The organism is Halocella sp. SP3-1, from assembly GCF_003953885.1.
Lineage (GTDB): Bacteria > Bacillota > Halanaerobiia > Halanaerobiales > DTU029 > Iocasia > Iocasia fonsfrigidae.
This window is the reverse complement of sequence record NZ_CP032760.1, coordinates 197,734-210,450: the sequence shown is the minus strand read 5'-3', so window position 1 is coordinate 210,450 and position 12,717 is coordinate 197,734. Positions and strand designations below refer to the sequence as shown.

At 35.7% G+C, this 12,717-nt stretch carries 15 protein-coding genes; 12 read left to right on the top strand and 3 right to left on the bottom strand.

Features of this window, described 5'->3' with window-relative positions; all coding sequences use genetic code 11:
- The first annotated feature begins 28 nt into the window (after positions 1-28).
- The 12 genes from D7D81_RS00965 (at position 29) to D7D81_RS00910 (ending at position 9,403) form a co-directional block, all read left to right on the top strand.
- Positions 29-301 (top strand): STAS domain-containing protein, encoded by a 273-nt coding sequence (locus D7D81_RS00965; protein WP_125986454.1) that lies wholly within the window; start codon positions 29-31, stop codon positions 299-301.
- Entirely contained in the window at positions 294-674 is a 381-nt protein-coding gene (locus D7D81_RS00960; protein WP_125986452.1) for a response regulator, read from the top strand. Before D7D81_RS00965 ends, D7D81_RS00960 begins: the two co-directional genes overlap by 8 nt.
- Before the next feature lie 53 nt (positions 675-727).
- A complete protein-coding gene (locus tag D7D81_RS00955) occupies positions 728-2,674 on the top strand; it encodes a chemotaxis protein CheA (protein ID WP_286170033.1) in 1,947 nt (648 codons plus the stop codon).
- A gap of 28 nt (positions 2,675-2,702) precedes the next feature.
- Positions 2,703-3,275 (top strand): chemotaxis protein CheW, encoded by a 573-nt coding sequence (locus D7D81_RS00950; RefSeq protein WP_125986448.1) that lies wholly within the window; start codon positions 2,703-2,705, stop codon positions 3,273-3,275.
- Positions 3,268-4,071: a CheR family methyltransferase gene (locus D7D81_RS00945; RefSeq protein WP_125986446.1), complete on the top strand. Its 804-nt coding sequence runs from the start codon at positions 3,268-3,270 to the stop codon at positions 4,069-4,071. The genes D7D81_RS00950 and D7D81_RS00945 overlap by 8 nt, the downstream gene beginning before the upstream one ends.
- A gap of 15 nt (positions 4,072-4,086) precedes the next feature.
- Positions 4,087-4,587 (top strand): chemotaxis protein CheD, encoded by a 501-nt coding sequence (locus tag D7D81_RS00940; protein ID WP_125986444.1) that lies wholly within the window; start codon positions 4,087-4,089, stop codon positions 4,585-4,587.
- Between the two features lie 30 nt (positions 4,588-4,617).
- Positions 4,618-6,573 carry a methyl-accepting chemotaxis protein gene (locus D7D81_RS00935; protein ID WP_125986443.1) on the top strand — a complete coding sequence of 652 codons (1,956 nt, stop codon included), beginning with the start codon at positions 4,618-4,620 and terminating at the stop codon, positions 6,571-6,573.
- A 525-nt stretch (positions 6,574-7,098) separates the two neighbouring features.
- On the top strand, positions 7,099-7,380 hold the full coding sequence (locus tag D7D81_RS00930; protein WP_125986441.1) for a DUF6804 family protein: 282 nt from the start codon (positions 7,099-7,101) through the stop codon (positions 7,378-7,380).
- Positions 7,381-7,736: 356 nt separating this feature from the next.
- Positions 7,737-8,054, top strand: a complete 318-nt coding sequence (locus D7D81_RS00925; protein ID WP_125986439.1) for a cupin domain-containing protein — start codon at positions 7,737-7,739, stop codon at positions 8,052-8,054.
- Positions 8,055-8,178: 124 nt separating this feature from the next.
- Positions 8,179-8,622 carry an FxsA family protein gene (locus tag D7D81_RS00920; RefSeq protein WP_125986437.1) on the top strand — a complete coding sequence of 148 codons (444 nt, stop codon included), beginning with the start codon at positions 8,179-8,181 and terminating at the stop codon, positions 8,620-8,622.
- A 62-nt stretch (positions 8,623-8,684) separates the two neighbouring features.
- Entirely contained in the window at positions 8,685-9,161 is a 477-nt protein-coding gene (locus tag D7D81_RS00915) for a ferritin family protein (RefSeq protein WP_125986435.1), read from the top strand.
- A gap of 2 nt (positions 9,162-9,163) precedes the next feature.
- Complete coding sequence (locus D7D81_RS00910) at positions 9,164-9,403, top strand: GIY-YIG nuclease family protein (RefSeq protein WP_125986433.1); 240 nt, start codon at positions 9,164-9,166, stop codon at positions 9,401-9,403.
- A gap of 26 nt (positions 9,404-9,429) precedes the next feature.
- Here D7D81_RS00910 and murB read toward each other — a convergent pair whose 3' ends face one another.
- Genes murB through D7D81_RS00895 form a run of 3 tightly spaced genes read right to left on the bottom strand, consistent with a single transcriptional unit; the run spans position 9,430 to position 12,681 of the window.
- Positions 9,430-10,338: a UDP-N-acetylmuramate dehydrogenase gene (gene murB / locus D7D81_RS00905; RefSeq protein ID WP_205739298.1), complete on the bottom strand. Its 909-nt coding sequence runs from the start codon at positions 10,336-10,338 to the stop codon at positions 9,430-9,432.
- A gap of 11 nt (positions 10,339-10,349) precedes the next feature.
- Positions 10,350-11,525 (bottom strand): tRNA uracil 4-sulfurtransferase ThiI, encoded by a 1,176-nt coding sequence (gene thiI / locus D7D81_RS00900; RefSeq protein WP_125986431.1) that lies wholly within the window; start codon positions 11,523-11,525, stop codon positions 10,350-10,352.
- 10 nt (positions 11,526-11,535) lie between these two features.
- Positions 11,536-12,681: a cysteine desulfurase family protein gene (locus D7D81_RS00895; RefSeq protein ID WP_125986429.1), complete on the bottom strand. Its 1,146-nt coding sequence runs from the start codon at positions 12,679-12,681 to the stop codon at positions 11,536-11,538.
- Between the last annotated feature and the right edge of the window lie 36 nt (positions 12,682-12,717).

Genomic DNA, 12,717 nt, shown 5'->3' with positions numbered 1-12,717 from the left:
TTATTTAGATAGCTCAAGGAGGGTTTTGATGATTATTGTATTACCTGAAGAATTAACGATCTTTACTGTCAATGACTTTAGAGATAAAACAATCAAAAGAATGAGTAATAGAGAATTAAAGGGTTTGGATGCAACTGACTTACGGGAGCTTGATGGTGCTGGTATACAGTTGTTATTGTCCTTATACAAGTCATTTCCCTACTTAACTATGGAGAATCTATCAGATGCCCTATTAAAAAAGTTAGAGTTAATAGGCCTCAAGGAAATATTTATATCGAAGGGAAGTGTTAACAATGGCTAAATATATTTTAATTGTTGATGATTCAAAAACAGTAAGGGCTTCAGTTACCTATACCCTAAAAAAAGTAGGATATGAAGTAGTAGAGGCTGTTAATGGCCAAGATGGTGTTGACATCCTGAAAAAATTGTCAGCAGATAATAGGCGCCCTTCTATGATTATTACTGATGTTAATATGCCTCTTATGGACGGAATTTCTTTTATTAAGGAGGTTAAAAGGGATAGTAGTTTAAAATTTGTCCCTATTATAGTATTGACCACTGAATCACAGAAAGCAATGAAGTTGGAAGGGAAGAAGGCAGGTGCAGCCGGCTGGTTAGTTAAGCCTTTTAAACCTGAACAATTAGAACAGCTTGCTAGAAAATTTGTTCGATAATATATTTATTTAAGATATTTTGCTGTTTTAGGTATGCATAGGGGGTAGTTATTGTGGATGATGAATTATTGAGGACATTTGTTGAAGAGAGTGAAGAGCTGTTGGTCGAACTGGAACAAAACCTTCTTGCTCTGGAGAAAGACCCGGATAATGATGAATTGCTTAAAGAGGTATTCCGTTTAGTTCATACCATAAAAGGAAGTTCTGGACTGGCTGGCTGTGAGAATATTACAAATTTTGTTCACCTTGCTGAAGATTTGCTGGAACAGATTAGGAATGGTTTATTGCGGGTTGATGATAAAACCTTAGAGGTCTTATTTAATACACATGATATTATCAGTGATATGTTGCAAGCCCTAGTCTTTGCAGACTATCAGGTGAATTCGGAAAGCCTTACTTTAACCAAGAATAAACTAAAGGCTTTTTCAAATGAAACAATAAATCAGCCTAGCAATTCTATAGATAATAGTGAAGTAAGGAGTAGTAAGTTCTATAAAATTAAAATGGAATTTAGTACTGGGCTATTTAAGACCGGTACAGCCCCACTTTTATTATTGAAAGAGCTTGATAGGCTGGGTGATATTATTGAGGTTTATCTAGATTTAACGAGGATACCTGACTTTTTTGAAATAAAGCCAGAGGAATGTTATCTAACTATAGAGCTAATAATAAAGGGTAATATATCACTGGAAGATCTGGAGGATATATTTGTCTTTGTAGAAATTGATAATAAGATTAAAATAGAAGATATAAGAGATGAGTATCAGAGGGGTACAGGAAAAAATCCAAACGATAAGGCTGTTAAACAGCGACAACAGTGTAAAGACCTTCGGGGAAAGAATACAATTAAAGTTGCAACAGAGAAGTTGGAGTTATTGATGAATTCTGTTGCTGAATTACTTATATCACAGGCCCAGGTAAAAGAGAGGGTTTTCCATAAGGGATTACATAGTGATCAGGACCTTGAAGTTTCTTTAAATAACGTGGATAAGAGGATACGTAATTTACAGGAAGAGTTTATGAAGATCCGGATGGTGCCAATCGGTGATACTTTTCTCAGGTTCAGGAGACTTGTAAGGGACCTCTCTAGGGAGCAAAATAAAAGGGTTAAATTAATTATCAAGGGTAAGGATACAGAGCTTGATAAAACTATTATTGAAAAGATTTCTGATCCATTAAAACATATGCTTCGTAATGCAGTTGATCATGGAATTGAAACCCCTGAGGAAAGAAGCCAACTGGGAAAACCAGCAGAAGGAAGTATTACCCTTGATGCCTATCAGCGGGAGGGATATATTATTATTGAGATAAGTGATGATGGGAGGGGATTAAATAAAGAAAAAATAAGAAAGTCTGCTGTAAAAAGGGGGATTATCTATGAAGATGACCCCCTTGCTGGGGAAGACATTTATAATTTGATTTTTGAACCTGGTCTATCTACCTCAGAAAGTGTGACTGAAACATCGGGTCGGGGTGTTGGAATGGATGTAGTCAGGAATGAAATAGAAGCACTGCGGGGTTCTATAGTTATAAGTACAAGTAAAGATCAGGGGACAAGCTATAAAATAAAGCTACCTCTTACCCTGGCCATTATAGATGGTATGTCTATTATGATAGGGAGTGAATGTTTTATTATCCCGATTAATGCTATTATGGAGTTTTATCAGCCGGCAGAGGATGAGATAAAAACTGTTACTGGTAAAGGTGAAAGTGTTCGCATTAGGGGTGAATATTTAAATCTCTTTAGATTAGGAAAGTTATTTAATATAAGGGGTGGGGTAGAAGACCCTACTGAAGGCATCCTGATAATCCTTAAAGATGATGGGAAAAAGATTGGGCTGCTTGTTGATGAAATACTGGGACAGGAACAAGCAGTGGTTAAGAGTCTGGAGGATAATTACGTTAATATACAGGGTTTTGCCGGGGCAACAATACTAGGTGATGGCAGTGTAGCTATGATTATTGATGTTTCCTCTTTGATAAAATCAGCCTTTAGATAAAAACAAAAAATAGTAAAGGGGGCAAATAATGACTGATAAAAAGGCTTACCAGGATAATACGATGGATATATTAAACCAGCAGTTAACAAATATATCAGCTGAAAACCAGTTCCTTACCTTTATAGTTGAAAATGAGGAGTATGGGGTAGATGTATTAAGTGTTCAGGAGATAATTAGATATAAGAAACCGACGGTTATTCCTAATACGCCAGAATCCGTCAGGGGAGTAATAAATTTTCGTGGTGAAGTAATTCCAATTATTGATCTGCGAAGGAAATTTGGGTTTGGGGATAAGGAATATAACAATTTTACAGTGATTATTATTATTGAGGTTATAAATAAAATTTTTGGAATGATAGTAGACCAGGTATCAGATATCCTAAGTTTTTCTAAAGGTGATATACAGGAAACCCTGGATTTCAGCTCAGATATTAATACTGATTTTATTTCAGGGATGGCAAAATTAGATGAACGCTTAATTATTTTAATTAAGTTTGAAAAACTTCTTTCCTTTAATGAATACTCAGTATTAAAAGAGATAGATAAACTTGATAAGGAAAAAGATATTACCAGGGGTGAAGTGAAAGAAAAGAATGATTGATGATCAATTATTTTATAAGTTTAGTACAATTATATATAAAAAAATAGGGCTTTTTCTACCACTAAAAAAGAAGTATTTGTTGTATACCAGATTAACAGGTAGACTGCGGAGCTTGGGATTAAATAATTTTGAGAACTATTATGAATTAATAAGTAGAGATAAAACAGAACTGGCTAAATTATATAATCTATTAACAACGAATGTAACTCATTTTTTCAGGGAAAAACATCACTTTAAATACCTCGAAGAAAAGGTTTTACCCGGTTTTGTTAATAAAAGGGATAAAAGGATTAGCGCCTGGAGTGCAGGCTGTTCTACTGGAGAAGAAGCATATAGTCTGGCTATTACCCTGGCCCAGTTTTTTCAAAATGAGGATTGGGATATCGAGGTTCTGGCTACAGATATCAATACAGAAGTGCTGTCTATTGCCAGTAAGGCTATTTATCCCTATCAAAAAATAAAGAATATACCATATGAGTTATTATGTAGGTATTTCATGCTGGGCAAAGGAAATAATGAAGGGTTTTTTAAAGTGAAAAGGGAGATAAGAGAACTGATTCAGGTAAAACAGTTAAATTTAAATCATAAAGATTATAAAATGACTGTTAGTTTTGATTTTATTTTTTGTAGGAATGTCTTTATATATTTTACCCGTGAAACTAGGGGAAAGATTTTAAATAATTTTTATGATTATTTAAAAGATGATGGTTATTTATTCCTTGGACATGCAGATGCTGTTCAGTTAACAGATAAGTGGCGTCAGGTAGGGAATACTACTTTTCGCAAAGCCAGATAATTAGAGGGATAGTATATGTTTACAAAAGAATTTATTGTAAAAGACAAAAAATTGGTCAGGATTTATGCAGGTGAAGTTTATGTAACAGTGAAAAAGGGTATTGTAATTACTACCTTACTTGGTTCCTGTGTTTCTGTTTGTCTAAGTGATAATATCAATTCTGTTTTTGGGCTAAATCATTTTATGCTTCCTCAAAAGAAGTATAAAAGTAAACAGGAGAATATTTACAGATATGCCTTACCTGCTGTAAATAAATTGATTAAGCTGATGATAAAACAGGGAGCAGATATCAGGTTTATGAAGGCAAAGATTTTTGGAGGGGCTTTTGTTGGTAGAAGGGGTTTGCAAAGTATTCCCGAGATGAATATCAAAATGGCTGAAAAGTGCTTACTCAGCTATGAGATAGAAATCAAGGCCAGGGATGTAGGGGGAGTTCATGGTAGAGAGATATATTTTTGTACTGGTGGGCAAATTTATGCTAGAATACTAAAACCCTTCAAATTAAATTTAAACTAGTCTATAAAATTAAGTAGTGGGGTGAATCAAGTGAAAAAAAGTTTTAAGGAGTATGCGTCGATAAGAAACAAGTTGTTGGTATTTATTTTGATACCATTAATAGTAATACTTGCTGTTTTAACCTATTATACATATTTCCAGGTAGTAGATAGTGTTACTAGTCTTGTAGAAAAATCTGGTATACGTCAGGTTAAGGGTAATAGTCAGGAAATAAGTCAATGGGTTGAGGGAAAGAAAAATATCTTGACTTTATTAGAAGATACCCTGCAGCTAAACGATGGGTGGCAGCAGGAAGATGATGTTTGGGAGATGGTAAATGAATTAAACAATAGGGTAGAGCTTCTTGATGCCTTTGAAAACCTAATGTTGTTAAGCCCTGATGGAAGGGCGTGGACTACCCAGGATCAGGAGATATATGATTTGAGTAGCCGGGAGTATTTTGAAGAGGTTAAAAGCAAAAAAGAATTAGTTGTTGGTGATGTTGTTTTATCCCAATTAAGTGATACAGAGATTTTTGTAATAATTACTCCAGTTAAAACAGATACTGAGGAAATTGTGGGCTATCTAGCAGGTGAGGTCATTCTGACGCCTCTACAGGAAATGGTAAATGGATATGAAATAGGTGAAACGGGATATGGGTATTTAATTGATGAACAGGGTTTAGCCATAGCCCACCCAACAGAAGCTCTCAAACTGAATCTATTGGATACTAAAAATGAGACTGTAAATGTAGAGCTGGCAGACATTGCAGAGAAGATGATAAAGGGGGAAGAGGGTATAGGTAGATATACATATGCCGGAGATGATAGGTATAATTATTTCTATCCTGTAGCAGGGACAGACTGGTCATTAGCCCTAACAGTACCGGTAGCAGAAATGACAGAATCCGCAAAATCGATTGTTAGCAGGTCAACAGTTGCTTATCTGCTTCTGTTTATTGTAATTGCTTTAATAGTTTACCTGGTTTCTGCCTCAATCAGTACTACTGTAAATTCTGTACAGTTGGCTTTAGCAAGGGTAGCTGAGGGTGATTTTACAGAAAAACTCAAGGTAAAAACAAATGATGAACTAGGGAAAATGGCTGAAAACCTTAATCAGACAATTGCTGCACTAAATAAGAGTCTGGCAGCAGTCCAGGAATCATCATTAACTGTTGGTAATGCATCAAATGAAATTGCTGAAGGGAACCAGGATTTATCACAAAGAACTCAGGAGCAAGCGGCTTCCCTGGAGGAGGTATCTGCTACAATTCAAGAAATGACAGCTGCTATTGAGGAGGTAGCGGCCAGTTCGGAAAGTGCCAGTGATTTAAGTGATAATACCATTAAAGTAGTTAATAAGGGGTCTGAGGTTGTCAGGGAGACTACAGCATCTATGGATAGGATTACAGCCAGTAGTAAAGAGATAGCTAATATAATTACAGCAATAAATGATATAGCCTTTCAGACAAATCTCCTGGCTTTAAATGCTGCTGTTGAAGCAGCCCGGGCTGGTGAACACGGTAAGGGGTTTGCCGTGGTAGCGGCCGAGGTTAGAAACCTGGCTGGAAGAACTGCTGATTCTGCAGAAGAAATCGAGGATTTGATTAGCAATATAATTGAGCAGATTGAAGATGGTAATCAAATGGTGGAAAGAACCGGACAGTCATTACAGGAGATTGTGGATAATACTCGGGAATCAAGTAATGCCGTTAAAGAGATTGCTGTTGCTATGCAGGAACAATCAACTTCTGCGGATCAGATTCAGACAGCTGTTGAAGAACTTGATGAGGTAACCCAGGAAAATGCTGCACTGGTCGAGGAGATTGCCAGCTCAAGTGAATCCCTTAATGATGAGGCAAAAGCAATGTTAAAGACAGTAGACAGCTTTAAATTAAATAATGAAGGAGATAGTGGTGAGATTGATACAATTATAAAAGGAGATAAATTTACAAAAGAAGATAATTCTAAAATGGATATAAATGAGGAGGACTTTGAAGTGTTTTGATACTTCAACTTAAGTTTAATAGTGAGACTGACCCCATTTCTGCAAGCGAATATTTTGATGGTGGCTCTGCAGAAGTTTTGAAAAGCTTGCTTAATATGTGAAATTTTCTTCGAATTATAAGAAATCTATGGCAAAGTGGTGGTGAAAAGGTCGCAGTATGAGGAAATGATATTCGCCATAAGTTAAAGTCAAATTAACCTCTTAGACTCAAAATAAAGCAAACGTGCTTAGGAACCAACTTGTTTTTAAAAGTGAATTCCTAAGCATTTTTTATTTATTAAAAGTTCAATTGGAGGAGGTTTGTTAGGTGATATATATACATTTATTGTTTAGTTCCTGGTAAGGAAAATATAAAGCTAAACATATTCTTACAATTACTGAGATATATTGTTGCAGATACTAATAGTATGATAATTATTTTGTTAAAAAGTTAAGCTTAATGATAAATTCCTACTTTTTATTTATAGAATTCGGCTAAAATATATGTTATAATTTATTAAAAAGAAATGGGTGAATTAGATAGAGATGAAAAAGATTTTATTAATAACTAACATAATTACCATTGTATTATTCATTTTAGTTCTTACCAATAGCCTTTATGAGTACAGTATCCTGGAATGGGCAGTTTTAATAACTGCAGTTTTGAATATCTTTGTATTCTATAAAAAAAACAATAAACTTTTATTATTATTGTTTACTGTCATTGCTGTAATTTTCAATCCTTTTACATATGTAAGTTTTTCTCATGATATAAAAACAGTAGTTGAGATAGCATCTGCTGTAATTTATGCCTATGCTTTAATTTAAAAAAGTTATAGTTAAATTTAAAGAATTGACTATATAACTGAAAATATAATTGGAGGGTAATAGAAATTTCTAAATTGATATTCCAAATTATCCTAAGCTAAAAACTGCTTGAAATAAATGTTTTATTAATAAATGGTAGCATAAGAATTCGAAATATTAGAAAAATTAACTATATTAAACACATATATGATGGATAATTACGTATTTTTTAGACAGCCCCTTTTTTAATAAATGTGATATATATCATGGAAAATAGTGGATAATTTGCTTATTATTTTATTAAAGAAAATTAATAAAATTCTTTTGATAAGGGAGCATATTTATTAGTAGGTTTATTATGTGAAGGGGGAAATTATATGGAAATTATTAAAATGAACGAGATTCGGGGTCAAAAAAATAAAAGGGGGGTTATAGCTAAACCGATTCTAAAACATAGTCATGCCCAGGTAATGAATCTTGTTCTGGAACCAGGAAATGTAGTACCAGAGCACTCGGTTCCGGTTGATGTGTTTTTTTACATTGTTGAGGGTAAAGGAACTCTGCAGATTGGAGAGGAAAAGGCTATTGTTGAAGCCACTAATATAATAAGCTGTCCGCCTAATACTAAAATGTCTTTGATTGCAGACCAGGGAGAAAGATTTGTAGTACTTAATGTTAAGACACCCAGTTTATAAAGAAGATTGATATTTTGATACAGCCTTCTCGATAAAAGAGAGGGTTTTTTTATGGATATAAATTTATGTCTTAATCAATTTATATGATATAATAGACTAAAAATCGTAGAAGGGATGCTGTATTATGTTCATAAAATTATTACTGGCTTTTACTATTATTCCTTTATTGGAACTTGCTTTATTAATTAAGATAGGGGAATATATAGGGCTGGTTCCTACAATACTTCTTGTAGGGTTGACCGGGGTACTGGGTGTGAGTCTGGCCCGTAGTCAGGGTTTTATAGTAGTAAGAAAAATAAAAGAAAGCCTTCAGCAGGGTAAGATGCCGGCAGATGATCTCCTGGCTGGTCTTTTGATACTAATAGGTGGGACTATGCTCCTTACACCAGGACTGTTAACTGACCTTACTGGTTTTTCATTGATAATTCCTTTTACCCGTGGGTATTATACTGGATTTATTAAAAAAAGGTTTGTAAATTACCTGAGAAAAAATAATATTAGCTATTCAAATGGGTTTAATGAGGGAGAAGATGACTATATTGATATCGAGGTTGAAAAGGAAAAATAGGTTTGCATTATTTACTAACAAGTATATAATTATAGGTAGGAAATATTAAAGGAGGGCTTATTATGCTTAATAATAGTGTTAATGCGGTAGAGGTTCTGGAGATGGCACGAGATATAGAGAAAAGGGGAAGGGATTTTTATCTAGAACATGCTTCCAATACTGGTGATAAAAATTTAGCAGCTTTATTTAATAAACTGGCTGATGATGAAAAAGACCACTATGAAAGGTTTGGGGAATTACTAAATAAACTTCAGTCTGAGATTAAAGAGGAGGCTGTATATGTTTATGAGCCGGAGGTTAGTGCTTATCTAAGGTCACTGGTAGAGTTTTCTGTTTTCCCAGAAGGGGACAGTGTGGAAATAAAATCTATTGAGACAGCACTATCATTTGCTATCAGGGCTGAGAAGGATTCGATTCTTTTTTATCAGGAGCTTTTAATTTATAATTCTGGTGAAAGTGCAGGGGTGATTAAAGAGCTTATTAAGGAAGAAAAGAAACACCTTCTTACTCTACTGGAATACAGGAATAAGATAAAATAATAATGTATTATGTTTATATTGTAGAATGTTCTGATGGTACATATTATACAGGTTATACCAATAATATTGAAGAAAGGATTAAGAAGCATAACCAGGGTAAAGGGGCCAGGTATACTAGAGGACGGGGGCCTGTTATCTTGCAGTATAGTGAGAGCTTTTCTTCCAGAAGCAGGGCTATGAAAAGGGAATATGAGATAAAACAGTTGAGCAGGAAAGAGAAGAAGGTTCTGCTTAAGGGATAAAAAACCCCCGTTTTATAGACGGGGGTTTAAAAATCTCCGATAAAGTGGGGTTCTACTTCCAGTTTTACCCCACTTGTTTGATATACTTTATCTTGTACCTTTGTGATCAATTTCTTGACATCACTTGCGGTGGCATTACCTAGATTTATGATGAAACCGGCGTGTTTTTCGGAAACCTGTGCATCACCTATACGGGCACCTTTCATGCCGGCTTTTTCTACTAGTGGGCCGCTATAGTAACCCTCAGGTCTTTTAAATATACTGCCTGCACTGGGCCATTCAAGGGGTTGTTTGTCTTTTCGTTTCTGATTTAATTCCTTCATTACTTGTCTTATCTCGGCTTTATTCCCTGGTCTTAATTTGAGAGTAACAGCAGTTAGGATCAGCTTTTTTTCCTGCAGTATACTGTGGCGGTAAGATAGCTGTAGATCCTTTTTTGATATGGTTTCTGGATTTCCTTTATAGTCAAGGACAGATGCTGAGGAAACTACATTACTCATTTCTCCACCATAGGCACCTGCATTCATATAAAGGGCTCCACCAAGGGAACCTGGTATACCACTGGCAAATTCCAGGCCACTAAGACCGGCCTCCTGGGCTTTGCTGGCAAGGGAAGAGAGGGCTATACCTGTTTCGGCAGTAATCGTAGTGTTTTCAATACTGATATTATTTAATCTACCTGTATAGATAACTGCTCCATGGTAACCCTGGTCACTGACTATTAGATTGCTCCCCCTGCCGAGGATAAAAAATTCTATGTTATGATTGTTTAAAATAGGTAATGTCTGCTGTAAAGCTCTGATAGTTATAGGAACCAGGAATAAATTTACTGGTCCGCCAATTTTGAAAGAGGTATATTTTTTCAGGCTAATATTATATTTTACCTCCAGGTCATTAATTTTTTTTAATTCTTTATCAAGGTTATTAATCATCATTGTCCTCCCTGTTATTCCAGGATGACTGTTTCAATTTTCTCCATGGCCTGAGTAAGCAGTTCTTCAATGTCCAATTTTGTTTCTGCATTGATAGTATCAGAGAGTCTGGGTTTGGTAACCGGGTGTTTGGGAACAAAGAGTGTACAGCAGTCTTCATATGGTAGAATTGATGTCTTATAAGTCCCTATTTTTCTGGCAATATCTATTATTTCCGTTTTATCCATAGCTATTAATGGTCTTATAACCGGCAAATTAGTTACTGCATTAATTACTTGCATGCTTTCCAGAGTTTGACTGGCTACCTGGCCTATGCTTTCACCGGTAACTAAGGCCAGATAATTATTTTCTCTGGCTATCCTGTCTGCTATCTGGAACATTATCCTCCGCATTATTGTGATATTGTACTTAGGGGGGCAGTTTTTCTGAATAGCCATCTGAATATCTGTAAAATGTGAGAGATATAACTTTATTCGGCCGCTGTGTTTACTAAGAATTTGGGCCAGTTCAATAACCTTTTCCTTGGCCCGCTCACCTGTATAAGGAGGGCTGTGGAAGTATATCGCATCAATAGTCATTCCCCTTTTTAAAGATGACCAGCCGGCAACAGGGCTGTCAATCCCCCCTGATAGTAATAGTAGCCCCTTACCACTGGTTCCGATGGGAAGGCCTCCAATTCCCTGAATAACCCTGGTATAGATGAAAATCCTTTCTTTTCTGACTTCAATATTTAAAGTATGTGCAGGGTTGTGAACATCTACTGTTAATTTATTGTCCTGATGATTAATATTTTGGAGGAGATAGGCACCTATATCCCTGCTTATTTCAGGGCTTGTCAGCTGATATTTTTTATTGGCTCTATGTGTTTCCACTTTAAATGTTGTTGGATAGTTATCTACTGAATCTTTAAAAACCTCCAGGGTTGTTTTTTTAACATCTTCATAGTTAAGGGATGTTATAGCAGTGGGACTTAAAGAGACTATACCTGGAACCATTTTGAGTCTCTCAATTATTTTCTCCATATTATTTTCGGGGTAGATATAGATCCTGCCGTATGTTCTTTCTATCCGGGAATCTGCTGTATTTTTGAGGACTGTTTTTATATTTTTAATAAGTTTATGTACAAAGAAAGAACGATTATTACCTTTGAGGCTTATTTCTCCAAATCTGAGTAAGATTGCCTGGTACATTTTTTCCCTCCTAGAAGTATAATTTCAACTGTTCACTTATTTTACTAATAGCATAGTTTATTTCTTGTCTGGTATTATATCTGGAAAAACTGATCCTTATAGTTCCGTCTATTTTCTCCGGGGGTAGTTTGATTGCCCGTAACACATGGCTTTTTTCATGGCTTTTAGAATGACAGGCAGAACCTGTTGATACAAAAACACCTTCACTTTCCAGGCCGTGAACAAGGACTTCACCGCGTGCCCCTGGAAAAGAAATACTGACAATATGTGGTGCCCCTTCCCGGGGTGAATTAATATGGGCTGTTGGGCACTTTTGGGTGATTTTCTCTATAAAATAATTTTTTAGTTCGTTTACTGACAAATCATAAGGCTTCCCAACTGTATATTCAGGTAGTTTTTTTAATGCCGGGATAAAACCAGCAATACCAGGAACGTTTTCAGTACCGGAACGCAGGCCGTTTTCCTGACCTCCGCCTATGATCTGTGCCTTTAGGTCAATACCCTTTTTTACATAGAGAGCTCCTATTCCTTTGGGGCCATGGATTTTATGGGCGCTAATTGTTAACAGGTCTATTCCCCAGTCAGCAGGAAGTAAAAGGACTTTACCGAAAGACTGGACAGTATCCACATGGAAAAAGGTTTTTGGATTAGACTTTTTAATAAGTTCAGTTATTTTGGATATGGGGTGAATTGTTCCTAATTCATTATTAACGTGGATAATACTGACCAGGATTGTATCCTCCCTAATAGTCTGTGCCAGTTTGTCAATAGAGATATATCCTTCTTGGTCAGCTTTTAGAAAGGTGACTTCATATCCCTCTTCCTCCAGTGCCAGAAAGGTTTCTTTAACAGAGGGATGTTCAACTTCTGTTGTGATTATATGTTTCCCCCGATTAGAATAATTATAGCAAACACCACGGATTGCCAGATTATTAGCCTCGGTACCACCAGAGGTAAAGTATATTTCTTCCGGGTCTGTTTTTAAGTAGGCGGCGATTAAGTTTCTGGCTTCTTTGATAATTTTTTCAGCAGCAAGTCCTTTGTTGTGTAAAGATGATGGATTTCCATAATTATTAGTCAACACCTTTGAAACATAGTCTATTACCTCTGTTAAGGGTTTAGTAGTAGCACTATTATCGAGGTAAACTTCTTGCACAGTAATCTTCCTTTCACAGGTATTTTATCTGTATTA

Coding starts and splice junctions, on each gene's coding strand:
- thiI (WP_125986431.1), bottom strand. CDS start 11,525: ATGTACCAGGCAATCTTACTCAGATTTGGAGAAATAAGCCTCAAAGGT.
- D7D81_RS00925 (WP_125986439.1), top strand. CDS start 7,737: ATGGAAATTATTAAAATGAACGAGATTCGGGGTCAAAAAAATAAAAGG.
- D7D81_RS00950 (WP_125986448.1), top strand. CDS start 2,703: ATGACTGATAAAAAGGCTTACCAGGATAATACGATGGATATATTAAAC.
- D7D81_RS00920 (WP_125986437.1), top strand. CDS start 8,179: ATGTTCATAAAATTATTACTGGCTTTTACTATTATTCCTTTATTGGAA.
- D7D81_RS00960 (WP_125986452.1), top strand. CDS start 294: ATGGCTAAATATATTTTAATTGTTGATGATTCAAAAACAGTAAGGGCT.
- D7D81_RS00930 (WP_125986441.1), top strand. CDS start 7,099: ATGAAAAAGATTTTATTAATAACTAACATAATTACCATTGTATTATTC.
- D7D81_RS00915 (WP_125986435.1), top strand. CDS start 8,685: ATGCTTAATAATAGTGTTAATGCGGTAGAGGTTCTGGAGATGGCACGA.
- D7D81_RS00945 (WP_125986446.1), top strand. CDS start 3,268: ATGATTGATGATCAATTATTTTATAAGTTTAGTACAATTATATATAAA.
- D7D81_RS00965 (WP_125986454.1), top strand. CDS start 29: ATGATTATTGTATTACCTGAAGAATTAACGATCTTTACTGTCAATGAC.
- D7D81_RS00940 (WP_125986444.1), top strand. CDS start 4,087: ATGTTTACAAAAGAATTTATTGTAAAAGACAAAAAATTGGTCAGGATT.
- murB (WP_205739298.1), bottom strand. CDS start 10,338: ATGATGATTAATAACCTTGATAAAGAATTAAAAAAAATTAATGACCTG.
- D7D81_RS00910 (WP_125986433.1), top strand. CDS start 9,164: ATGTATTATGTTTATATTGTAGAATGTTCTGATGGTACATATTATACA.